The sequence below is a fragment of the Arthrobacter sp. RT-1 genome (assembly GCF_003367205.1).
Lineage (GTDB): Bacteria > Actinomycetota > Actinomycetes > Actinomycetales > Micrococcaceae > Arthrobacter.
Genome location: NZ_QRGQ01000012.1, coordinates 367,673 through 390,833 on the forward strand (window position 1 = coordinate 367,673; position 23,161 = coordinate 390,833).

Annotated in this window: 23 protein-coding genes and 1 tRNA gene; 9 read left to right on the forward strand and 15 right to left on the reverse strand. The window is 66.1% G+C overall.

Annotated elements, in window-relative coordinates; all coding sequences use genetic code 11:
• Positions 1-44: 44 nt before the first annotated feature.
• The 7 genes from DXK94_RS12840 to DXK94_RS12870 form a co-directional block, all read right to left on the reverse strand.
• Entirely contained in the window at positions 45-1,163 is a 1,119-nt protein-coding gene (locus DXK94_RS12840; RefSeq protein ID WP_079596661.1) for a GNAT family N-acetyltransferase, read from the reverse strand.
• Positions 1,164-1,171: 8 nt separating this feature from the next.
• A complete protein-coding gene (locus tag DXK94_RS12845; RefSeq protein ID WP_115525235.1) occupies positions 1,172-2,317 on the reverse strand; it encodes a GNAT family N-acetyltransferase in 1,146 nt (381 codons plus the stop codon).
• A 109-nt stretch (positions 2,318-2,426) separates the two neighbouring features.
• A complete protein-coding gene (gene rplA / locus DXK94_RS12850; protein ID WP_115525236.1) occupies positions 2,427-3,134 on the reverse strand; it encodes a 50S ribosomal protein L1 in 708 nt (235 codons plus the stop codon).
• Positions 3,135-3,315: 181 nt separating this feature from the next.
• The gene (gene rplK, locus DXK94_RS12855) at positions 3,316-3,747 is read right to left on the reverse strand and encodes a 50S ribosomal protein L11 (RefSeq protein ID WP_003803853.1); all 432 of its coding nucleotides are present in this window, start codon (positions 3,745-3,747) and stop codon (positions 3,316-3,318) included.
• 128 nt (positions 3,748-3,875) lie between these two features.
• Entirely contained in the window at positions 3,876-4,697 is an 822-nt protein-coding gene (gene nusG, locus DXK94_RS12860) for a transcription termination/antitermination protein NusG (RefSeq protein ID WP_115525237.1), read from the reverse strand.
• A gap of 114 nt (positions 4,698-4,811) precedes the next feature.
• Entirely contained in the window at positions 4,812-5,096 is a 285-nt protein-coding gene (secE, locus tag DXK94_RS12865; RefSeq protein ID WP_079596657.1) for a preprotein translocase subunit SecE, read from the reverse strand.
• An 82-nt stretch (positions 5,097-5,178) separates the two neighbouring features.
• Positions 5,179-5,251: transfer RNA gene (locus tag DXK94_RS12870), tRNA-Trp, on the reverse strand.
• 275 nt (positions 5,252-5,526) lie between these two features.
• Here DXK94_RS12870 and DXK94_RS12875 point away from each other — a divergent pair.
• A complete protein-coding gene (locus DXK94_RS12875) occupies positions 5,527-6,744 on the forward strand; it encodes a pyridoxal phosphate-dependent aminotransferase (RefSeq protein WP_115525238.1) in 1,218 nt (405 codons plus the stop codon).
• Positions 6,745-6,879: 135 nt separating this feature from the next.
• Here the strand turns inward: DXK94_RS12875 and DXK94_RS12880 are convergent, their stop codons facing one another.
• On the reverse strand, positions 6,880-7,563 hold the full coding sequence (locus DXK94_RS12880; protein ID WP_181884822.1) for a response regulator transcription factor: 684 nt from the start codon (positions 7,561-7,563) through the stop codon (positions 6,880-6,882).
• Complete coding sequence (locus DXK94_RS12885) at positions 7,560-8,996, reverse strand: ATP-binding protein (protein WP_115525239.1); 1,437 nt, start codon at positions 8,994-8,996, stop codon at positions 7,560-7,562. Before DXK94_RS12885 ends, DXK94_RS12880 begins: the two co-directional genes overlap by 4 nt.
• 124 nt (positions 8,997-9,120) lie before the next feature.
• Here DXK94_RS12885 and DXK94_RS12890 point away from each other — a divergent pair, with 124 nt between their 5' ends.
• The 5 genes from DXK94_RS12890 (at position 9,121) to DXK94_RS12915 (ending at position 13,307) form a co-directional block, all read left to right on the forward strand.
• On the forward strand, positions 9,121-10,731 hold the full coding sequence (locus DXK94_RS12890; RefSeq protein ID WP_115525240.1) for a PspC domain-containing protein: 1,611 nt from the start codon (positions 9,121-9,123) through the stop codon (positions 10,729-10,731).
• Between the two features lies 1 nt (position 10,732).
• On the forward strand, positions 10,733-11,032 hold the full coding sequence (locus DXK94_RS12895; RefSeq protein ID WP_115525241.1) for a hypothetical protein: 300 nt from the start codon (positions 10,733-10,735) through the stop codon (positions 11,030-11,032).
• 3 nt (positions 11,033-11,035) lie between these two features.
• A complete protein-coding gene (locus tag DXK94_RS12900) occupies positions 11,036-11,293 on the forward strand; it encodes a PspC domain-containing protein (RefSeq protein ID WP_079596651.1) in 258 nt (85 codons plus the stop codon).
• A gap of 226 nt (positions 11,294-11,519) precedes the next feature.
• Entirely contained in the window at positions 11,520-12,545 is a 1,026-nt protein-coding gene (locus tag DXK94_RS12910; RefSeq protein ID WP_079596650.1) for an ATP-dependent 6-phosphofructokinase, read from the forward strand.
• Positions 12,546-12,590: 45 nt separating this feature from the next.
• A complete protein-coding gene (locus DXK94_RS12915) occupies positions 12,591-13,307 on the forward strand; it encodes a GNAT family N-acetyltransferase (protein ID WP_079596649.1) in 717 nt (238 codons plus the stop codon).
• On the opposite strand, the gene DXK94_RS12920 is transcribed toward DXK94_RS12915, so the two are convergent.
• The 6 genes from DXK94_RS12920 to DXK94_RS12945 all read right to left on the reverse strand — a co-directional run bounded on the left by DXK94_RS12920 (position 13,269) and on the right by DXK94_RS12945 (position 18,738).
• On the reverse strand, positions 13,269-14,786 hold the full coding sequence (locus tag DXK94_RS12920) for a DHA2 family efflux MFS transporter permease subunit (RefSeq protein WP_115525242.1): 1,518 nt from the start codon (positions 14,784-14,786) through the stop codon (positions 13,269-13,271). The two genes, DXK94_RS12915 and DXK94_RS12920, sit on opposite strands and share 39 nt — an antisense overlap.
• A 48-nt stretch (positions 14,787-14,834) precedes the next feature.
• Entirely contained in the window at positions 14,835-15,239 is a 405-nt protein-coding gene (locus DXK94_RS12925) for an ankyrin repeat domain-containing protein (protein ID WP_115525243.1), read from the reverse strand.
• A complete protein-coding gene (locus tag DXK94_RS12930; RefSeq protein ID WP_181884823.1) occupies positions 15,239-16,321 on the reverse strand; it encodes a folate-binding protein YgfZ in 1,083 nt (360 codons plus the stop codon). The genes DXK94_RS12925 and DXK94_RS12930 overlap by 1 nt, the downstream gene beginning before the upstream one ends.
• A gap of 124 nt (positions 16,322-16,445) precedes the next feature.
• Complete coding sequence (locus tag DXK94_RS12935) at positions 16,446-17,174, reverse strand: flavodoxin family protein (protein ID WP_115525245.1); 729 nt, start codon at positions 17,172-17,174, stop codon at positions 16,446-16,448.
• 18 nt (positions 17,175-17,192) lie between these two features.
• The gene (locus DXK94_RS12940) at positions 17,193-17,801 is read right to left on the reverse strand and encodes an FABP family protein (RefSeq protein ID WP_079596644.1); all 609 of its coding nucleotides are present in this window, start codon (positions 17,799-17,801) and stop codon (positions 17,193-17,195) included.
• Between the two features lie 169 nt (positions 17,802-17,970).
• Positions 17,971-18,738: a permease gene (locus DXK94_RS12945; protein WP_115525246.1), complete on the reverse strand. Its 768-nt coding sequence runs from the start codon at positions 18,736-18,738 to the stop codon at positions 17,971-17,973.
• A gap of 340 nt (positions 18,739-19,078) precedes the next feature.
• Here DXK94_RS12945 and DXK94_RS12950 point away from each other — a divergent pair, with 340 nt between their 5' ends.
• The 3 genes from DXK94_RS12950 (at position 19,079) to DXK94_RS12960 (ending at position 23,160) form a co-directional block, all read left to right on the forward strand.
• Positions 19,079-19,777 (forward strand): response regulator transcription factor, encoded by a 699-nt coding sequence (locus DXK94_RS12950; protein ID WP_079596642.1) that lies wholly within the window; start codon positions 19,079-19,081, stop codon positions 19,775-19,777.
• Positions 19,778-19,810: 33 nt separating this feature from the next.
• Entirely contained in the window at positions 19,811-20,794 is a 984-nt protein-coding gene (mshD, locus tag DXK94_RS12955; RefSeq protein WP_115525247.1) for a mycothiol synthase, read from the forward strand.
• A 116-nt stretch (positions 20,795-20,910) separates the two neighbouring features.
• Entirely contained in the window at positions 20,911-23,160 is a 2,250-nt protein-coding gene (locus DXK94_RS12960; RefSeq protein ID WP_079596640.1) for an RNA degradosome polyphosphate kinase, read from the forward strand.
• Position 23,161 lies beyond the last annotated feature (1 nt).

Genomic DNA, 23,161 nt, shown 5'->3' on the forward strand with positions numbered 1-23,161 from the left:
CATCCCAGTCTACGGGAGGACGCACTGCACCACCAAATCGGAGCTCAGCTGGTCCTGGTGTGCAGCTGCGGAAGCTCCTTTTGCCAGATCCCGGTCACACCGGCTGTGTGGAATCCCAGCTGCTGGTTGACGGTCAGCAGGTAGCGGTTTTCCGGGGCATTCCACGTGTAGATCACGCGGGCATCCGGGAACTGCTCGGTCAACCGCTCCATGTTGGCCACCTTGATGAGCAGCCCCAGTTTGTTGCCCCGGTGCTCCTGCAACACAATCGTGTCGTCCTGGAAGACAACGTCGGCGCGGTGCGCCAGGACCGTGATGGTGGTCAGTCCCACGAGCGAACCTGTGGCGAGGTGCTCGACGGCGGTGACCACCGTCCGCCTGCCCTGCGCAATGGCCACTTCCTCGGCCTCGCGGAGGATGCCGCCGTCGAACACCATGTCCTGCTCCACCGGCACGTCGAGGGACGGGTCCACGTCCGCTCCGGCCTGGTTCTCCAGGGTGGCCACGGCTTCCAGCCATTGGTCCGGGCAGCGGTCCGTCCAGTGGTGGAGCCGGTACCGGCCGTTGTTGGCCTCGTCCGCCTCGGCCTGGAGGTCCGCCACGAGCTTGGTGTCCAGCGGCAGGGAGCAGGAGCTGAACTGCTCAATGTGCTGGAGCGTGTACCCGGTCTTTTGCGCGAACTCGACTTCCCGGCTCTCCAGCGGGACGAAGCCCTGCCCCGATCCCGGCACGAGCTGCGCCTGTTCGAACTCGTGGAGGGAAGCGCCGGGATGGTTCGTGTCCACCAGGATCATGGTGCGCCCTTCAGCGCGGGCGAGGTGTTCTGCGGCTTCGAGCAGGCGCCGGCCAACACCCTGGCGCTGATACTCAGGAAGGATGTCGAGGGTGAATTCGGCGAGGTCCAGGTGGTCCGTGAGGGGCAGTGCGATGTCCACGGTGCCCACGATTTCGCCGTCCACCTTGGCAACGAGGATCAGCTGCCGCTCGTAGGGGTCCTCAAACTCGAGGAGCTTTTCAAGCGGGCCGTAGGCGAGGTCGTCACTCCCCCACGTCTGCATCCTCACCTTGCGGCCCACCTCGACGGCGGCGAGGAAGTCCGTTGCGTCCGGCGCGTCCACTGAGTCGGGAATCCATAGCTGCTCGATCTTCACGTCTTTTGCCATTGGGGGCATCATCCCAGCCGTTTCTGCCACTCACCTTCAAGGCCTGCGGGCTTGAATCCAAGCGCGATATTTATCGCCAGCATATGCTGGTTTTCGCTGGCGTTCCACGTCAGGACCGCGCGCGCCGAGGGCCATCTGGCCTGGGCACGGCGCAGGTTGGCGATCTTGATCAGCAGGCCCAGCCGCTGGCCGCGGTGTTCCCCCGACACCAGGGTGTCCTGCTGCGAGATGGACGCCGGAACCCCCGGCCGCCAGTTCAGGACCGTGTAGGCAACCAGTTCCCCCGTGCGGCTGTGCAGGGCTGCCGCCACCGCTGACTGCACGCCGCTGCGGGCAAACGTGCGCTCTTCCTCCCGCACGCGGGCTGCATCCCAGTCCTCACGCTCCCAGTCGAGTCCTGCGGTGGGGACATCCACGCTCATCCGCGCCTTCAGATCCGCATACGTGTGGACCAGATCCTCGGGGCAGCGGTCGTCCCAGCCGGTGACGGCGTAGTCCACGGCCAAGGCGGAGGCCTCGGCTTCGAGCCCGGCCAACAGGTCCGCAGGGACGGGCAGGGCCAGCCGGCTTGACCGCTCCACCTGCTCCAGCTGATACCCCGCGGCGGAGGCAAAAGCGGTGGCCAGGTCATTCAGCGGCAGTTCCCCGGCGCCGGACCTGGCGGGAACCATAACGGAGTCAGTCCGTACCAGCTCCAACGGCACCTCGTGATACGCATCCAGTGACGTGCGCCCCCGTTCCACCGCCCTGCCCTCCGCATAGTCCAGAAGAGCCCTGCCAAGGCCCTGCCGCCGGTATGCGGGGTCAACCAGGACATCGATTCCGGCAGTGGACGTGTTCTCCCGCAGGGGAAGGGTCACCGAGCACAGTCCAGCGGGCATCCCGCCAACGCGGGCCAGGTACAGGTGCCGCTCCTCGTACTCGTTGCCCCGCCAGAACTCCAGAGCCTCCTGCAGGGTGGGACACCGGTCCAGGTTTCCCCAGAGCGACAGTTCGTGGGCCACCCGCATGGCATGGCATATAAAGAAGTCTGATGAAGGCGCGACGGCGGCCGACTGGGTGTCACTGCCGGGCTCCGGGATCTCCACAGCGGCGATGTCCAGCACGGCGGACGCAGGAGGACCTTCTGGGGCGGGGGGCTCCGGTTCGGCCATTGCCCCAGCTTAGGCAGAAGGGAAAGACAAGTTAAGCAAAAACCGCCCGGCGCAGGCGCCGGGCGGTTTTTGTTATTCCGGACGGATCCGGAAGAGGAACTTCGAGGACTTACGCCTCGGTCAGAACCTTGGTGACATTGGGGTCAACGGAGATGCCGGGACCGAAGGTGGTGGCAACCGTGGCCTTCTGGATGTAGCGGCCCTTGGAAGCGGAAGGCTTCAGGCGAAGCACCTCTTCCAGTGCTGCGGCGTAGTTCTCGGCCAGCTTGACGGCGTCGAACGAAACCTTGCCGATGATGAAGTGCAGGTTGGAGTGCTTGTCGACGCGGAAGTCGATCTTTCCACCCTTGATGTCGTTGACGGCCTTGGTGACGTCGGGGGTCACGGTGCCCGTCTTCGGGTTCGGCATCAGGTTACGGGGACCAAGGACCTTACCGAGGCGGCCAACCTTACCCATGAGGTCAGGGGTGGCAACGGCGGCGTCGAAGTCGGTCCAGCCGCCGGCGATCTTTTCGATCAGGTCATCGGAACCAACGAAGTCGGCGCCGGCAGCGATTGCTGCTTCAGCCTTGTCACCCGTGGCGAAAACCAGGACGCGGGCAGTCTTACCGGTGCCGTGGGGCAGGTTGACCGTGCCGCGGACCATCTGGTCAGCCTTACGGGGATCGACGCCGAGGCGGAATGCAACCTCAACGGTGGCGTCGAACTTGGACGGGTTGGTGTCCTTGGCGAGCGTTACTGCCTCGAACGGCGCGTAGAACTTCTCCGCGTCGATCTTGGCGGCTGCTGCCTCATATGCTTTGCTGCGCTTTGCCATGCTGCTTATTTCTCCTTGTGCAGTTGTGGTCTGCGGACCGCGCTGGGCCCTGCCACAGTCGGTGGTCCGGTTCGTTATCCGGCCCGGATGCCCGACATTTCAATGTTTCGATGGTGCCGGTTTCCCGGCGGTGCCGCCCGTCGTCGTCAATTGCCCGACGCCCGGAAGGCTGCGGGGGTTACTAGCCCTCGACCGTGATGCCCATGGAGCGGGCGGTGCCGGCGATGATCTTCGCTGCGCCTTCGAGGCTGGTGGCGTTGAGGTCTTCCATCTTGGTGGAGGCGATCTCGTTGACCTGGGCCTGGGTCAGCTTGGCAACCTTGACGGTGTGCGGGGTAGCCGAACCCTTGGCGACGCCTGCAGCCTTCTTGATGAGCTCTGCAGCCGGCGGGGTCTTGGTGATGAACGTGAAGGAACGGTCCTCGTAGACCGTGATTTCCACGGGGATGACGTTTCCGCGCTGGGCTTCCGTCGCAGCGTTGTACGCCTTGCAGAATTCCATGATGTTGACACCGTGCTGGCCAAGTGCAGGACCGATCGGCGGAGCCGGGTTAGCGGCACCTGCCTGGATCTGCAGCTTGATGAGGCCGGTGACCTTCTTCTTGGGAGCCAATGTAGGGTCCTTCTCTCAATAACGTCCTGGGACACAGGAGCGTGCCTCAGGTTTTTGGCCGCCATGGCGAGGCGGCCGGCCGTTCCGGTGCTGCTAAGCGGGCAGCGCCGGGACGAATTCTTGGGAAATCAGATCTTGGTGACCTGGTTGAACGCCAGGGTGACGGGCGTTTCGCGCTCGAAGATTGAAACCAGGACCACGAGGGTCTGGGATTCGACCTTGATTTCGGAGATGGTGGCGGGAAGGGTCTCGAAGGGGCCTTCCTTGACGATGACGGACTCGCCAACTTCGAAGTCCACGTCCACGGGGGCCTGGTTCTGCTTGTTGACCGGCTTGCCCTTCTCGGCCTGCTCTTCTTCGAAGACCGGAGCCAGCATGGAGAAGACCTCGTCCAGGCGCAGCGGCACGGGGTTGTGGGCGTTGCCCACGAAGCCGGTGACGCCGGGGGTGTGGCGGACGGCACCCCAGGAAGCGTCGGTCAGGTCCATGCGGACCAGGACGTAGCCAGGAATGCGGACGCGGTTGATGACCTTGCGCTGGGCGTTCTTGATCTCCACGACCTCTTCCATGGGCACCTGGATTTCGAAGATGTAATCTTCCATGTCCAGGGTCTGGATGCGGGTCTCCAGGTTGGCCTTCACGCGGTTCTCGTACCCGGCGTAGGAGTGGATGACGTACCAGTCACCCTCCTGGCGGCGCAGCTTGGCCTTGAATTCCTCAGCCGGGTCAGAGGCTGCGGTGGCGGCTGCAGCGGCGAGGGCGTCCGTGGACTCGCCGGAAGCGGCGTCCCCTTCCGCCTCGGCAGCGTCGTCGAAGTCGGCGTCGTCAGAGTCGGCGTCGTCGGATTCGGGCGCGGAGGACTCAACCTCAGACTCGTCACCGGCTTCTGCCGTGATGTCCGCGGACTCTTCCAGCTCAGTCTCGGTTACCTCGAGCTCCTGCTCAGACACTTGGTCTCCTGCTTCCTCATTGCCTAACATGCCTATTTAAATGGCTCAATTCCGCACGCCACTGTTCCCTCCGGTTTTCCCGGATGGAACACGCAGCCTGCGGACCCTGCAGCCTTAGCTGTCCGTGGAGCCGGTCCCGCCGAAGATCCAGCTGACAGCGGTTCCAAAACCGATGTCCAGCAGGCTGACGATGACCATCATGATGGCCACGAACACCAGCACCACGAGCGTGTAATTGATCAGTTCCTTGCGGGTTGGTGCAACAACCTTCTTCAGTTCGCCGATGATCTGGCGGATAAAGAGTGCAATGCGGGCGAAGAAGTTTGCCTTGGCGTCCTTCTTAGCTGGCCGGCCCTTGGAGCTGCTGGCAGCTGTTTCGGTCACCTGGTCCTCGCTCATCTTTGCAATGTTGGATTACCCGGCCCTGATCAGAACCATGGTTGCTGCGCTTGCCCCGGATTTTCGCCCGGGGCAGCTTGCGCAGGGCAGACAGGACTCGAACCTGCAACCTGCGGTTTTGGAGACCGCTGCGCTACCAATTGCGCCACTACCCTATGGAGTGAATGTCACTCTCCGACGACGAACAGCCAGCTTGCACTGGGGCGCACGTCATCATCCGTGTTTTCAACACCGGTGAACCAGTCTACGCAAGAACTGCGCGTTCGTAAAACCAGACTGTTCCGGCCCTTCCGCAAGCCTGTTTGAGCCGTCCTGCAAGGCAGTCACATTTCAAAACCGGCAACCCGGAGGGTCCGGTGAACAGCATAGAGTAGAACTCGTCGAATCCCACATTCCAGCCTCCTGGCTGCAAGCGAAGAACGGACCTGCCATGTCTGCCGCCCGCGTTTCCCAACGCATATCCGCTATTGCCGAATCCGCCACCCTTGCCGTTGACGCCAAGGCGAAGGCGCTGAAGGCAGCTGGCCGGCCGGTTATTGGGTTCGGGGCGGGCGAGCCCGACTTCCCCACCCCGGACTACATCGTGCAGGCAGCCATCGGCGCCGCCACCCAGCCGAAGTACCACCGCTACTCCCCCGCCGGCGGGCTCCCCGAGCTGAAGAAGGCCATCGCGGAGAAGACGCTGCGGGACTCAGGCTACGCCGTCGACCCTTCCCAGGTGCTGGTCACCAACGGCGGCAAGCAGGCCGTCTACAACACCTTCGCCACCTTGGTGGACCCGGGCGACGAAGTCATCGTCCCCACCCCTTTCTGGACCACGTACCCGGAGGCCATCCGGCTCGCCGGCGGCGTGCCCGTCGAGGTGTTCGCCGGCCCGGAGCAGGACTACCTGGTGACCGTGGAGCAGCTTGAAGCAGCCGTCACGGACCGGACCAAGATCCTGCTCTTCGTCTCGCCGTCGAACCCCACCGGCTCTGTCTACTCCCCCGAGCAGGTGGCGGAAATCGGCAAGTGGGCGGCGGCAAAGGGCCTCTGGGTGGTCACGGACGAGATCTACGAGCACCTGACGTACGACGGTGTTCCCTTCACCTCGATCGCCACCGCCGCCCCTGAGCTGGGCGACAAGGTGGTCATCCTCAACGGCGTGGCCAAGACGTACGCGATGACCGGCTGGCGCGTGGGGTGGATGATCGGCCCGGCCGACGTCATCAAGGCCGCCACCAACCTGCAGTCGCACGCCACGTCCAACGTGTCCAACATCCCGCAGATCGCGGCCCTCGCCGCCGTGTCCGGGCCGCTGACCGCGGTCGATGAAATGAAGGTGGCCTTCGACCGCCGCCGCAAGGCCATCGTTGCCGGTCTGAACGCCATCGAAGGCGTGGAATGCCCGACGCCGAAGGGCGCCTTCTACGTGTACGCGGACGTCCGGGGGCTGCTGGGCAAGGAATTCCCGACGGCGGCCGGTACCGCCACCCCGCAGACGTCGGCCGAGCTTGCGGCGCTGATCCTGGACGAGGTTGAGGTGGCAGTTGTTCCCGGCGAGGCGTTCGGCCCGTCCGGCTACCTGCGCCTCTCCTACGCCCTGGGTGACGAGGACCTCGCCACCGGCGTGCAGCGCCTGCAGGCCTTCCTGGGCAAGGCCCAGTAGGACGCTCTCTCACCTTTCGCAGGTAAAACCCAAACGCTCTATCCCTCTCTTCAGGAGAGTGATAGAGCGTTTGGGTTTAAGGCGCCAAACGTGATGGAGCGTTTGGGTTTAAGGCGCAGGAGGTGATGGGGCGTCCTAGAGGAGGCGGCGCTCGGCGGCCCACTTGGTGAGTTCGTGCCGGCTGGAGAGCTGCAGCTTCCGCAGCACGGCGGAGACGTGGGTCTCCACGGTCTTGATGCTGATGAACAGTTCCTTGGCCACTTCCTTGTAGCTGTAGCCGCGGGCGATGAGGCGCATGACCTCCAGTTCCCGGGCCGAGAGCTTGTCCAGTTCGTCGTCCGCGATGTCCGCCGGTGCGGTGCCAAAGGCGTCCAGGACGAAGCCGGCGAGCCGGGGCGAGAAGACGGCGTCCCCGCCGGCCACCCGGAACACGGCGTCGGTGATCTCGGCGCCGGAAATGGTCTTTGTGACGTAGCCGCGGGCACCGGCACGGATGACGGCCACAACATCCTCGGCAGCGTCGGAAACGCTGAGGGCAAGGAACCGCGTGGACCCCAGGAGCGGGCTGGATCCCGCGATAACCTCCCGGCCCCCGCCGCCCAGGCCGCCCGGAAGGTGCACATCCAGCAGCACGACGTCGGGGCGCTGCTCGGCGATGACGGCGATGGCCTGCTCCACGGTGGCGGCCTCGCCCACCACCTGGATGCTGGCGTCCAGGTCAGCCTTCAGCCCGGAACGGAAGATGGCATGGTCGTCCACAATGACCACGCGGACGGAGTTTGCCGGGCGGCTTGCCGCCGCCCCCTGGTTCGCGTTCATGATTTCCCTTCCACGTTGTCCGTCCCCGCCGCCTGCAGCCGCAGACGGACTTCCGTCCCGCTCCCGGTGTTGAGGATGGTGGCCGTGCCGCCGTGCCGTTTCATCCTGCCGATGATCGATTCCCGCACGCCCAGCCGGTCCTCAGGGACATCCGAAAGCTCAAAGCCGGGGCCCCTGTCCTTGATGAAGATTTCCGTCTGCGCGTCCGCTGCCTCGAGGTAGACGGAGACGGTCCCACCGCCATGCCGCGAGGCGTTTAGCATCGCTTCGCGGCTGGCCTGGACCAGTGCCTCGTGCGCTTCGGTCATGGCGGCATCGCCCACGCTGACCACTTCCACCGCGTTGCCCAGGAGGTCCTCCACCTCTGCGGCCACTGCCTTGATCCGGTCCGAGAGCTGCCCGGCTTCCCGGCCGGGATCCTGGAACAGCCAGCCGCGCAGCTCACGCTCCTGCGCCCGGGCCAGCCGGACGACGTCGTGCTCGTTGCCGGCGCGCCGCTGGATCAGGGCCAGCGTCTGCAGGACGGAATCGTGGAGGTGGGCGGCGATCTCAGCGCGTTCCGTTTCCCGGATCCGGCCGGCGCGCTCGGACTCCAGGTCCCGCCAGAATTTCAGTGCCCACGGAAGGAGGACCAGGACCACGCCGCCCAGAACTGCCACCGAGGCCAACAGGGCAAGCCAGGTCTGCTCCCATGATCCCGATCCGGACACCATCACCAGCACTCCGGCCACCACCAGCGCCAGGCCGGCCGCAAGGCGCGCCCAACCGCCTGCCTGGTCTGCCTTGGTTTTGTCTACAAGACCGGCACGGCGGGTTTCATCGAGCTGCATCCAGGCGATGGAGGCGCCGCCCAGGACGGCGGCTGCCGGGATGAGGGTTCCGAGGGGAACGTCCACTCCCAGGAGCTGGGCGATCATGATTCCCGCCACCAGCAGGAGTCCGCTGCCCAGCAGGATCTCTTTGCCGTACCTCATGCTGCGGACCCGGAACCAGGGCGGGGCTGTGGCCTCGGCGGACGCGGCTGGGCCGCCACCGCGTGCGCCGGCGTCCAGCGGCGGTGTTCCAAAGACCGGAGGGGCGCCTGCTGTGCACGGGAAACCGGCAGTGGCGGCGCCCTGTGCGGGCATGCCCACGTACCCGCCTGCGGGTGCGGGCGGCTGGGGTCCGGAAGGCGGCGGCTGGCTTACGGCAGGAGCAATGGGCGACGCTGGGCGGCGGGCGCTGCGCCGCGCTGCCTCGTCCGCGGTGGGAACCATGATCCACAGCCAGGCATAGAAGACCAGGCCGGCACCACCGGCGAGGGTTGCGAGGGCCATACCAACCCTGACGTTTTTTACCGGCCAACCCAAATGCACCGCCAGGCCCGAGCACACGCCGGCTATCACGCGGTCGCTGCTGCGGGCCAAAGGTGGCCTTGCGGGGACGGTTGTCATGGTTCAATCCAAGCACGGATCAGGGTTCCCCGGACCGCAATCGGGTGCCAACCGGGGGTAACTCAGGGATAGCTCAGGGTGTCCCCCAGTAGAGCCCGCGCAGGCCTAACGGGAGGATTTAGGTATGAACTCGCAGACCCCCTCCCCCGACGACGACCAACCCACCGAGCCACTGCCCAGGCCGGGCAGCCAGCGGCCCACCGAGCCCCTGCCGTCCTCCGCACCAACACTTCCGGACCCGTCCGCTTCGTCCGAGGCGACCCCGGACGACACCGTCCCGAACAACACCAGCCAGGACAGCGCCGGCCAGAGCTACAGCGGCCAGCCCGGTGGCAACCAGGACGCGTCATCCGGCCAGAGCTACCCCGGCCCCCGCTACGGCGTCCCCGCCGCTGCCCCTTCAACGGACTTCTTCACCTGGGTCCGGAGCCACGGAATCCACCGCGGCAGCGACCGCTGGATAGGCGGCGTTTCCAGCGGTATCGCCAACCGGCTGGGCATCGATCCGCTCATCATCCGCGGCGTCTTTATTGTCCTCACGCTCTTCGCGGGCATCGGCGTCCTGGCCTACGGGCTCGCCTGGGCCTTCCTTCCCGAACCGGACGGACGGATCCATGTGCAGGAAGCCGGAGCAGGCCGCTGGTCCTCCGGCATGACCGGTTCGCTGATCGCCACGATCTTGGGACTCACGGGCCTGGGCGGCGGATTCTGGGGCTGGAGCCACAACGGCTTCGGCGGATTCCTCTGGACCGTGTTCTGGGTGGGCGGCGCGATTTACCTGGTCTACTACCTCTCCCAGCGCAACAAGGGCGCCCGGCCCGCCATGGCAGGACAGCAGCGGGGCGGCACGTACGGCAGCACGTACGGCAGCACGTACGATACGGGCTATCCCGGAACAGCCTCCACATCATCCTTTGCCGCGACCGGCACAAGCTACGGCACCAATCCGGCCTCGGGTTCCATGCCGTCCTACGGCGGCGGATACGGCGGCAGCTCCTTCGGTGACGGCACCGTCGGAGGCGGCGGCAGCAGCGGTTCCTATCCCGGCGGCCCGACCGGCGGAGCCCCTTATGGCGGTACCACCCCGCCTCGGCCACCAAAGCCCCGGCCCGCAGGTCCCGGCACACCGGCCGTTGCCATCGCAGCGGGGTCAGCCCTGCTGGTAGGCGGCGGACTCAAGGCCCTTGACGCCGGCAACGTGATCAACCTGGGCGACTCCGCTAATGCCATCGTCTGGGCCAGCGCCGCCGCCGTCCTTGGCCTGGGGATCCTCATCTCCGGAATGCGTGGCCGGACCGCAGGAATCCTCAGCCTGTTCGCAGTGATTGCCCTGATCGCCGGCGGCGTGTACAACGTGGTGGGCAACGGTGACCGGGTGCGGTTCCAGCAGGTGAACTGGAGCCCGGCCAGCATCGCTGAGGCCCGCGACGGCTTTGACGTCACCGCCGGCCGGGGAACGGTGGACCTCACCAACCTGGCCGTCAACGCTCCGCTGCCATCCGACGTCGTCATTCCCCTGGACATCACGGCGAGCAACGTCACAGTAGTTATCCCTGACAATGTGCCGGTCGATATCAAGGCGGACATGACCATGGGAAACCTCAACGAGGTCAACGGGCAGCGGGGCGGCACCACCACCCGCGAAAGCAGCTACAACACCGACGAGCCCGGCAGCCGCCTCGTGGTCCAGATCGACGGCACCTTCAGCAACGTCACCATCCAGGAAGGCAACTGAAATGAGCAACAACAATCCGGCGCCGGAGCCGCACGCAGCCGGCACCTACTCCACGGACATCCCGACGGCGGCGGCCACGGACCTTGCCGGCCCGGCACCTGCGAGGGTGGGAACGGTGGTGTGGGGACTGATCGTCCTGGCGCTCGCCGCGCTCATCATCGTGGCCCAGCTGGGATTCGTGACCCTGAACGGCACCTATGTCCTGATCGGCCTCATGATCGGAGCCGGCGCCGCCCTGGTGGTGGGCGGCGTGCTCTCCGCCCGCAAACGTGACAACGAACCTACAACAGGGAAGTCTTAGGCCATGGACAAGTTTTTCAGCATCGTCAGGGGCTTCGGCCTGAAACGCGGCCCGCAGCGCTGGCTCGGCGGGGTCCTCGGCGGCATCGCTGCCAAGCTGAACGTGGATGTTGCCTACGTCCGCATCGCTTTCCTCCTGTTCTGCCTCCTCCCCGGCCCGGCCGTCATCTTCTACCTCCTGGCATGGGTGGTCCTTCCGGACCAGCGGAACGTCATCCCGCTCCAGGAATTCCTGGACCGGCGGTCACTGAACCGTCCCTGACGTCGTCACCCCAGCGGCCCCGCCCCTCCCGGGCGGGGCCGCTGGTTTGTGTGCTGCGGGTTTAACAAACTTGATGTGGACGACAGGACAAGGGCAGTGGTGGTCGCCATGGAACGCGGCCTTTTGTAACCGGTTTGTGTCGTACCCCACACATCGCACTACACTTCTAGGTGAGCTCAGCGTGGCGCTCTGCCAGTAAACCCTCTCCCAGGATTTGAGCCGAAACATGAAAATTGGAATCCTCACCAGCGGTGGCGACTGCCCCGGACTGAACGCGGTCATCCGCGGCGCCGTACTCAAAGGCATCGCCATTCACGGCCACGAGTTCGTCGGATTCCTCGACGGCTGGCGCGGCGTGGTGGAGGGCGACATCATCGACATCCCCCGCACGATGGTCCGCGGCATCGCCAAGCAGGGCGGCACCATTCTTGGCACCTCCCGCACCAACCCCTTCGACAACGGCGGCGGCCCCGAGGTCATCAAAGCCCACATGGAACGCCTGGGCATCGACGCCATCATCGCCATCGGCGGTGAAGGAACCCTCGCCGCCGCCAAACGCCTCACCGACGCCGGACTGAAAATCGTCGGCGTACCCAAGACCGTGGACAACGACCTCGACGCCACCGACTACACCTTCGGCTTCGACACCGCCGTCCAGATCGCCACCGAAGCCATCGACCGGCTCCGCACCACCGGCGAATCCCACCACCGCTGCATGATCGCCGAAGTCATGGGCCGCCACGTAGGCTGGATCGCCCTGCACGCCGGCATGGCCGCAGGCGCCCACGCCATCCTCATCCCGGAGCAAAAGGTCAGCATCGACCAAATCACGGAATGGGTAAATGAAGCCCACGCCCGCGGCCGCGCACCCCTGGTGGTCGTCGCCGAAGGGTTCGTGCCCGAGCACATGGAAACCCCGCACTCCGAACGCGGCCTGGACACCTTCGGCCGGCCCCGCCTGGGCGGCATCGCCGACCAGCTCGCCCCGGAACTGGAAGCCCGCACCGGCATCGAAACCCGCGCCACCATCCTGGGCCACATCCAGCGCGGCGGCGTCCCGTCCGCCTTCGACCGCGTCCTGGCCACCCGGCTCGGCATGGCCGCCATCGACTCCGTAGTGGAAGGCTTCTGGGGCACCATGGTGGCCCTGAAGGGAACGGACATCGAGCACGTCGGCTTCCAGGAAGCCCTGGGCCAACTCAAGACCGTCCCGCAAAAGCGCTACGACGAAGCCGCCGTCCTGTTCGGCTAAGGTGTCCTGTTCGGTTGGGGTTCCGGCCCGTCCTAGGCTGGGAACATGACACTTGACCCCGGTTCTGCTGCTATCATCCAGCTCGCCTGGGCGCGCCGCCTGGGGCTTGCGGATGACGCTTTCAGCACCGCGCTGGCCTCCGGAGAACGCATTGTGCGGGCGGACGAGTCGGCGCGGACCGTGGAGTTCGTGCGGCTGTTTGGCAGTTCAGCGCTGATCGGGCCGCAATGGGTCATCGACGCGGCGGACCGCATCCCCGATGAGGAGATGGCGCAGCATGTCACGCTTCTGACCCTCACCCGGTCCCATGGCGGGCACGGCCTGGGGGCTGCTGCCCTCTTCTTTGCCGACGACCTGCCCCTGCAGCAGCCGTCCGAGGAGATGACCGTTTCGCACGGCAACCCCGAGGCCATTGAGCTGGAGGGCCGGTGCCCGCCGGACGACGTCAACGAGGTGGGCCTCTCAGACCTGGAGAACCGCTACACCATCGTCCATGAGGTGGACGGACGGCGGGTCCCCCTTGCCTGCGGCGCGTACTCCGAGTGGGAAGGCCTGCTGGCGCACCTGGGCGTCCTGGTGGATCCGGAGTGGCGGCGGCAGGGGCTGGGGTCCCTGGCTGCATCCATTGCAGCCCACGAGGCCCTTGCCGCAGGGCTGACCCTGCAGTGGCGCACGGACGTGAGCAACACAGGCTCCCTGGCTTTGGCCAGGAAGCTGGGCCTGTCAGCCGGCGGAATCCAGACCAGCGTCCACCTTGGCTGACGCGGGCGCACCGCCGCCCCAGCCCTGGACCGGCTGGGGTTTGGCGAAGAACAGCGCAACCGCCGCGCCCACCAAAACCACCGCCGCGGGCAGCAGGATGGACTGGCTCATCGCCGTCGAAAATCCGCTGTGCAGGGCCTCAGGCAGTGTCCCGCCCAATGCCATGCCCTCACCGGCGGGTCCGCCAGGTCCTCCGGCGGGAAGCTCGGCCGCCAGCCGTGCCTGGATCAGCACGGCGATGGCCGCGCTGCCCAGCACCGCACCGAACTGCCGGGTGGTGTTGTAGACGCCGGAGCCTGCACCGGCCTGGCGCGGCGGAAGGTTCCGGGTGGCTGTGGTGCTCAGCGGAGCCCAGATCCCGGCGTTGGCGAAGCCCAGGACGGCGCTGGGCAGCAGGAACAGCAGGATGGGCGTCCCGGGCTGCATCAGCAGGGCGTTCCAGGACAAGGCCACTGCCATGAGGACAAGGCCTCCGGCCGCGAGGTACTTGGGGTTGACCCGGTCCACAATCTTTCCCACCACCGGCGCCAGGCCTCCCGAGATGAGGGCCATGGGCACCATCAGGAGGGCAGACTGCGTGGGAGTCAGGCCCCGGACCATCTGGTAGTAGAAAATCAGCGGCAGGCCGAACGAAGTCACGGTGAAGCCCACCATGGTGATCCCGAGGTTGGCGAGGGAGAAGTTCCGGTCCCGGAACAGCCCCAGCGGCAGCAGGGGTTCGCCCTTGTTGAACCGCTGCCACACCACAAAGCCCGTCAGCACCACCAGGCCCGCGATGATGAGGCCCCAGACGCTGACCGGCCCGGCGATGATGCCCCAGTTGTAGGTCTCGCCTTCCTGGATGCCGAACACCAGCAGGAACAGCCCGACGGCGCTAAGCACCACGCCGGGGATATCGAACCTGTGCGGGTGGGTGCTCAGGGTGGGAACGTTGCGCAGCGCCAGGAGGAAGCCGGCGATGCCGATGGGCACGTTGATGAAGAAGATCCACTCCCAGCCCAGCCCGTCCACCAGGACGCCGCCCAGAATGGGCCCGACGAGCGTCGCCATGCCGGCGGTGGCACCCCAGATGGACATCGCCGCGCCGCGCCGGTCCGGCGGGAAGATCCGCGTGATGACAGCCATGGTCTGCGGTGTCATGATGGCCGCGCCGAGGCCCTGCAGGACGCGGGCGGCGATGAGGGTCTCCACGTTTCCGGCAAGACCACACCACAGCGATGCCAGGGTGAACACCACCAGGCCCAGGAGGTAGAGCTTCTTGGGCCCGAACCGGTCGCCGAGCCTGCCGGTGATCAGCAGCGGAACCGCGTACGCCAGCAGGTAGGCGCTGGTCACCCAGATCACCGAGTTGATGTCCGCGCCCAGGCCCTCCATGATCACAGGATTTGCCACGGACACAATGGTGCTGTCTATCAGGATCATGAAGAACCCGATCACCAGTGACCACAGGGCCGGCCAGGGCTTTGCTACGTTTTCCACTCGGTCATCCTTCAAAAGTCGTCGGCTGCCGGGCGGACCCGGGAAAGGCTAGCCCAGGAGGTCGAGGATCTCCTGGCGGGCGAACATCTGTGCCGCCGCCCGTGCGGACGGCGACCCGGCGTCAGGATCAGCACCGGCATCGAGCAGCACCCGGGCCACGTCCGTGTAGCCCTTGAACGCGGCTCCGGCAAGGGGCGTCTGCCCCCGGTCGTTGGCCGTATCGGCTTCGGCGCCATGCTGCAGGATCAGCTGCACCGTGTCCACGTGGCCGTGGTAGGCGGCGAGCATCAGGAGGGAATCCCCCGCGGCGTTGGTCATGGTGGCCGGGGCCCCCGCTTCGAGATAGGCGCGGAGCAGCTCCGTGTTGCCTTCCCTGGCCCCCTGGAAGAGCGTGTGCGCGAGGGCGACGGCGTCGTCGTCGGGCCCTGCCGTTGGTGCGGCGTTGTCAGTCATCAGCGTGGCCCCCTGAGGAATCCGGTCTGGCGCCCCACCACCTGGCCGGCGTCGGGGGCGACGATGAGTTCTTGGCTGGCGGTGTACGGCTCGTCCCCGTCCAGGACCGTCAGTATCTCATCCGAAGCGACGGAACGCTTTATGACCGCCAGGGCCACCGGGCCCATTTCGTAGTGCTGGGCCACGGATGTGACGGCGCCCACCTTGCGGTCGCCCACCAGGACCGCGCTTCCGGCGGCGGGCATGGTGTGCTGCGATCCGTCCAGCTGCAGGAAGACGAGGCGCCGCGGCGGGTGCCCCAGGTTGTGGACCCGGGCGATGGTTTCCTGCCCCTTGTAGCAGCCCTTGGCCAGGTGCACTGCCGTGCGGAGCAGGTCCAGCTCGTGCGGAATGGTCTTGTCGTCCGTTTCCGCGCCGATGCGGGGACGCCACGCCGCGACGCGGAGCGCCTCGGCGGCCAGGACGCCGGCAAGCGGCCGCCCGGCAACCGTCTCTTCCAGGGCGGAGGAGGGAACGAGGTATTCGAACCAGGGCCGCTCCAGGCCGGGGTGGCGTTCCTCGGAGACGGTGGCGTAGGAAAAGCCACCGGCGCTGACGTGCGGCCACGGGTCCTGCCAGGCCAGCAGGCCGGACCATTCGGGAACGGCCTTGGTGCTGCCCACCACGGCCCAGTCGTTCGAAACGTCAGCCACCTCCACCCGCAGCATGAACTTCATCCTGTTGAGGAACTCTGCCAGCGGCGCTGCTTCGGCGCCCTCGACGATCAGCCAGGTGGTCCCGCCGTCGTCCACCACCCGGGCGTCGAAGTCGATGCGGCCCTGCACGCTCAGGAGCAGCAGTTCGCTGGACTCCCCCGGCGCCAGGTTGGTGACCTGCTGGGAGGACAGGGTGTTGAGCCAGCTCAGCCGGTCCGGGCCGCTGACGGTGACCACACCGCGGTGGGAAAGGTCGACGACGGCGGTTCCGGCTGCGAGTGCCCGTTGCTCGCGCAGGGGCTCGCCGTAGTGGGAGGCGACGCCGGCGTCCGCGCCGGCCGCCTCAACGGCACCAGGGCGCGACAACAGAGGGCTGGGGATAGTCATACTTGGGGCAACGTCCTTCGGTCAGTGGGTATTCCGGCTTTGGCAACGGGGTTTCGACAGGCTCAACCACCGGGGTAATCGGCTTTGGCAACGGGGTTTCGACAGGCTCAACCACCGGCAGCAGTTATCGGTATTCCGGGTTTTCGAAATCGAACCGGGTTCCGGCGGCCCATTCGTTGGGCAGGTTGCCGTAGGCCGGCAGCCCGCCGGCGTCCTTGAGGATGCGGGCCAGGTGCAGGAGGTTCCAGGTCATGAAGGTGGCGTTGCGGTTGGTGAAGTCGCTTTCGGGCCCGCCGGAGCCCTCGTCCAGGTAGCTGGGGCCGGGGCCCACCGGCCCGATCCAGCCGGCGTCGGCCTGCGGCGGGATGCTGAAGCCGATGTGCTGCAGGCTGTAGAGCACGTTCATGGAGCAGTGCTTGATGCCGTCCTCGTTGCCGGTGATCAGGCAGCCGCCCACTTTAGGGTAGAACGCCCACTGGCCCTTGTTGTTGAGTTCGCCGGAGTGGGCGTAGAGGCGTTCGATGAGCTTTTTGGTCTGCGAGGAATTGTCGCCGAGCCAGATGGGTCCGGCGACCACCACGATGTCCGCTTCCTGGACGGCCGGGTAGAGCTGTGGCCATTCATCGGCCTGCCAGCCGTACTGGGTCATGTCCGGGTACACGCCGCTGGCGATATCGTGGTCCACGGTGCGGATCACCCGGGTTGTGACGCCCTGCTTTTCCATGATCAGGCGGCTGATGTTGATCAGGCCGTCCGTGTTGGAGGTCTGCGGGGATCTTTTCAGGGTGCCGTTGAAAAAGACAGCCTTGAGGTCGCTGTAGTCCTTGGGGCTTTGTGCTGCGTCTTTTTCCACGGTGCCGCGCCTTCCGGGTCAGGTAACTCTTTTCAGGAAGGCTGAGGCATGCGCTTCCAGGCCCTTGCCTCCTTCTCCCCCTGTCGCGACATCCCAGCGCCACAACAAGTTCCCGTCCACCAGGCCGAAGATGCGGGTAGCCGCGCTGTAGTCCTTGGAGTGGCTGCCGCGCATCACCATGTCGGTGGTGAGCTGGATCTGCGGACCCTTGATCTGCCCGTAGTACAGCTCAGTGATACCGCCGGGGTGGGCGATGGACACCGAGATGTCGAAGCCGCCTTCGCTGTTGCGCAGGGCTTCGACCTCGTCGGCGCTCTTCAGCACCGGCACGATGTCCGCAGGCACCAGGCCCGGGCCACCGTCAGCATCCAGCTGTTTGCGCTCCAGTGCCCAGAAACCGGTCTCGACGGTGAGCGGCCGCAGGCGCGTGCCGTCGTCGTCCGTCAACCAGCTCTCGGCGCGGTACTGGAGGTACGGCAGGCCGTTGTGCGTAAAGGAGACGTGCTGCAGGAAATGCTCAGAGTCCTCGTCTCCGCTGCCGAGCCGGCCGCGGCCCTCCCACTCACCAATGAGCCAGGAAAGCGGAACAAGTTCCGGGGTCAGGTCTGTAGGGATCTCAATGGGCACAGCTATTTACCTCGGGATTACAGGTAGCTGGAGAGCGGTCTACTTCTGGCCTTTGAAGAGGCGGTACACCACGAAGCCTGCGAACCAGGCCATGGACAGGCTCGCGATGCCGAGCAGGACAAGGAAGAAGATTTCAAATGCAAGTACGGACATGATGCCATCCTAACCGTTAGTAGATGAGTAGTTTGTCTATGAAGTAAGCAAGGGAACCCACGGCTGAAACAGGCGCCAGCCCCATGGCAAGGGCCGCGGGAATGTTAAGGGGAGCACCCCGGAGGGTGACCAGGCGGCGGAAGCTGGCCAGCACAGCGCCCACCACCACGCCGAAAATGGCGGCAGGGAGGACTGCGATGTCCGAAAGCACCAGCCCGGCCAGCGGTCCTGCCAGCCCGGCCAGGACGATGCCCAAAGGTGCCACCACACTGTCCGGCCACCGGATGAGCCCCGCGAGCAGGGCCACCGCTGCGCTGATGGCTGCCACCAGGAGCATCTCCCGGATACTGTCCAGGCGGGCCCCTGCTATCCATCCCGCTCCCAGGCAGGACAGCAGGACCCCCACGCAGCAGCCGAGGGTTGATTCGAGCCGCTGCGCCTGCCCGGTTCCGCGGATCAGCTGCACAACAAAAACCGCCATCATTCCCAGCGCCAGGAACCTCGGCGTCCAGTCCAGGTACCCCGGAGCCGGAGCCAGGGCTGCGGCGAGCGCCGAGCCAGCGCCCGGCAGGGCAATGACGGCGGCAAGCGTTTTTTTGGCGGGGATGCGGAGGAAGTGCGGCCAGCCAATGCCGACGGCGGCGGCGATCAGGACGGCGACGGCCACCAGGACCTCGCGGGAAGTGTAGACCCCGGCGATGATCGCTGCGAGTCCGGCGATTCCCACCAGCCCGATGGTCCAGGAGCCGAGCGAACGCGCGGGCGCCTGCAGATCTGCCGTCATTCGGAGCCCGGCCTGTGCTTAGTCTCTGCACTCACTGCGCTGCAATCCCATCCTGGCGTAGACCGAGGGCGGAGTCCGCCCCTTCGTGGCAGGGCATGCCGCCCTGCCCCAATCCTGCCCTATATGAACGGGATATGTCGCAAAACGTACCGGTGCGGAGCGGGAATCTCTGGCTCAGAAGGGGGTGCCGGGTATACTCAAGGTTCAGCTAAACTCCCTGCGGGGATGGCGGGCCGGCAGTTGTTTTTGCCGGCCTCACGTCCACGATGGGAGCCAGTACCGGCCGGTGAGAATCCGGTTTTAGTCGCCCAACGATGCGCGGACGGCCCTTGGAGGAACAATGTCGCACATCCTGTTATTGACGAACAGCACCGGCTCTTCGGTTGACATCCTGCCTGCCTTGGAACTGCTGAACCACCGGGTGCACATCCTCCCCGCCGAGCCCACGGCCCTGCTCGAGACGGATCCCTGTGACATCGTTCTGCTGGACGCCCGGAAAGACCTCGTGGGGGCGCGTTCCCTCACCCAGCTCCTCAAAGCCACAGGGCTGAGCGCCCCGCTGGTGCTGATCCTCACGGAGGGCGGCATGGCCGCCGTTTCCTCCGCCTGGGCAGTGGATGACATCGTGCTGGATTCAGCCGGCCCCGCGGAAGTGGAAGCCCGCATCCGGCTCTCTGTCGCCCGGGCGGTGCCCGAGCAGGAAGACACCCCCAGCGAAATTCGTGCCGCCGGCGTGGTCATCGATGAGGCAAGCTACACCGCCCGCGTCAACGGAGCGCCGCTGAACCTGACCTTCAAGGAGTTTGAACTCCTGAAGTACCTGGCCCAGCACCCCGGCCGCGTTTTCACCCGCCAGCAGCTGCTCACCGAGGTGTGGGGCTACGACTACTACGGTGGCACGCGCACGGTGGACGTCCATGTCCGGCGCCTTCGCGCCAAGCTGGGCGTGGACCACGAGAACCTGATCAGCACTGTCCGCAACGTGGGCTACCGGCTGACGCTGGTGCGGCAGCAGGAAGACGAGCTCACCGAAGCCTGAGCCCCGGGGCGCCAACCCGTATAGCCTTGCCTCATGACTTCAGCGCACCCTGAGAAGTGGCCCGTCCATGTTGTCCGAGGCGGGGTTGACCAGCAGCTTCTGAAAGACTGCCGCGACCTGCTGGCTGCGGCCGAGGAGTCCGACGGGAATCCGTCCATCTCGGAGCAGACCCTGGTCACCATGCGCGCCGGAGATTCAGCCGAGCACTCACTGCTGACCCTGGCGCTGTACGCCCCCGATGAGGACTCCGACCCCTCCACCGGGCAGGACCTGGCCGGCTTCGCCGCCGTGGTCGACGAACAGGACGGCAGCGGAATCCTGGAGATTGCCGTACACCCCTCCTACCGCAACCAGGGCGTCGCGGACCGCCTGGTGGGCGCGCTGAAGGAAACGCGGGGCTTTGACGGGCTGAAGGCCTGGTCCCACGGAAACCACGAGGCCGCCGCAGACCTTGCCGCCCGCTACGGCTACGCGCCCGTGCGCGAACTGTGGAAGATGCGCATGACGACCGCGGGCGCCGATCTTCCCGACGCCGGTTTTCCGGAGGGTGTTTCCGTCCGGGCTTTTGTGCCGGGACAGGACGAGGACGCCTGGCTGGCAGTGAACCGCGCGGCGTTTTCGCACCACCCGGAGCAGGGCAACCTGACCCGGGCGGATCTGGAAGCCCGCATGGCCGAGGAATGGTTCGACCCGGCCGGCTTCCTCCTCGCTGAGGACCGTGACGGGCGGCTGCTGGGCTTCCACTGGACAAAGGTGCACCCGCGGCACGGTTCGCATCCTGCCATTGGCGAGGTTTACGTGGTGGGTGTGGCGCCGGAGGCCCAGGGCATGGGTCTTGGCAAAGCCCTCACGATTGCGGGCATCAAACACCTCCAGGATCTGGGGCTGCACGCGGTCATGCTGTACACAGATGCAGAGAACGCCCCGGCCGTTTCCCTGTACCGCCGGCTGGGGTTCACCCGGTGGGACATGGACGTGATGTATGGACCGGTGCCAGCGGTTAGTCCAATCGGCTGACACACGGGCCGGGAGGCCCGAAATCGAGGGCCTGCGCGAACTGAATGCTTGTAAGGTTGAAACAGAACCCCGCGGGCCGGAAGCGCCAGCATCAAGCGCCAGGTAAAGGAGATGCCATGAACCCGGAACCTTCCGGAACAGCTACGTCCCAGGATGTGGCTGTACCAGTGCGCGCCCGCTTCGGTTCCTCGGAGGTGCCGGCGTCCCGCGCCACCCAGGACCGCATCGACATTCCGGAGTTCGCGCCGAACCTTCAGCCCGAAGGCGACATCCGGCCGGACCGCTTCCTGGACCGTGAACTGAGCTGGCTCAGCTTCAATTCCCGGGTCCTGGAACTTGCCGAAGACCCCACCCTGCACCTCTTGGAACGTGTCAGTTTCCTCTCCATCTTTGCCTCCAACCTGGACGAGTTCTTTATGGTCCGGGTGGCCGGCCTGAAGCGCCGCATCGCCACGGGCCTTGCCGTTCCCTCACCCGCCGGCCTGAGTCCGGTTGAGGTGCTGGAAAGGATCAGCGAGGAAGCCCACCGGCTCCAGCAGCGGCATGCGCAGGTGTACGCGGAGCAGATCCGCCCGGCCCTGGCTTATGAGCACATCCACCTCATGCACTGGGATGAGCTGGACGACGCCGCCAAGCAGCAGCTCAGCGTCATGTTCGCCGAGAAGGTGTTCCCCATCCTCACGCCGCTGGCGGTGGACCCGGCCCACCCCTTCCCCTACATCTCGGGCCTCTCACTGAACCTGGCCGTCGTGGTCCGGAACCCCATCAGTGACAAAGAGCTCTTCGCCCGCGTCAAGGTACCGGACCAGCTGCCGCGCCTGATCTCCATTGACGGTCCCCGCGCCGGCGCGGTCGCAGGCCGCGTTGCCCGCTTCATCGCGCTTGAGGAAGTCATTGCCGTCCACCTGGACAAGCTGTTCCCGGGCATGGAGGTCCTGGAGCACCACACCTTCCGTGTCACCCGGAACGAGGATGTGGAGGTGGAAGAGGACGACGCCGAAAACCTCCTGCAGGCACTCGAGAAGGAACTGCTGCGCCGCCGCTTCGGCCCGCCCGTGCGGCTCGAGGTCACCAACGACATCAACCCCAATATCCGTGCGCTCCTGATCCGCGAGCTGGGCGTGGAGGAATCCGAGGTGTACTCGGTGCCCGCCCCGCTGGACCTCCGGGGCCTGTCCGTCATCGCCGGCATCGACCGGGCGGACCTGCACTACCCCAAGCATGTTCCGCACACGTCCCGGTACCTCAACGAGTCCGAGACGTCCAAGGCTGCGAACGTCTTCGCCGCCATGCGCCGCCGCGACATCCTGCTGCACCACCCGTACGACTCGTTCTCCACCTCTGTCCAGGCGTTTCTTGAGCAGGCCGCCGCGGACCCCAAGGTGCAGGCCATCAAGCAGACCTTGTACCGCACCTCGGGCGACTCGCCCATCGTTGACGCCCTGATTGATGCAGCGGAGGCCGGCAAGCAGGTCCTCGCGCTGGTGGAAATCAAGGCGCGGTTCGATGAGCAGGCGAACATCTCCTGGGCCCGCAAGCTTGAGCAGGCCGGCGTGCATGTGGTCTACGGCATCGTGGGCCTCAAGACGCACTGCAAGCTGTCCCTGGTGGTCCGCCAGGAAGTGGACGGACTGCGCCGGTACTGCCACATCGGAACCGGCAACTACCACCCCCGCACGGCGCGGTACTACGAGGACCTGGGCCTCCTGACCGCCAACGAGCAGGTGGGCGAGGACCTGTCCAAGCTGTTCAACCAGCTCTCCGGCTATGCCCCGAAGTCCACGTTCAAGAGGCTGCTCGTTGCGCCGCGTTCGGTGCGGTCCGGGCTGATTGACCGGATCGAGACGGAGATCCGCAATGCCCGTGCCGGGGTGCCCGGGCGGGTGCAGATCAAGGTGAACTCCATGGTGGATGAGGCCATCATCGATTCGCTGTACCGTGCCTCGCAGGCGGGTGTGAAGGTGGACGTGGTGGTCCGCGGCATCTGCTCGCTGCGCCCCGGCGTTCCCGGCCTCAGCGAAAACATCACGGTCCGTTCCATCCTGGGCAGGTTCCTGGAGCACTCCCGGGTGTTCGCCTTCGCCAACGGCGGTGACCCCGTGGTGTACATCGGCTCCGCGGACATGATGCACCGCAACCTGGACCGCCGGGTGGAAGCCCTGGTCCAGCTGGCGAGCGCCGACGACATCGCCTATGTCCTTGACCTGCTCAAGCGCTACATGGCGCCGGAAACCGCCAGCTGGCACCTGGACAACGAGGGAGCATGGAGCCGGCACCACTTGGCGGAGGACGGCAAGCCGCTGGAGGACGTCCAGTCGTGGCTGCTGGCGTCCCGGCCCCGGCAGCGCAGCCTGAGCCGGCGTTAAG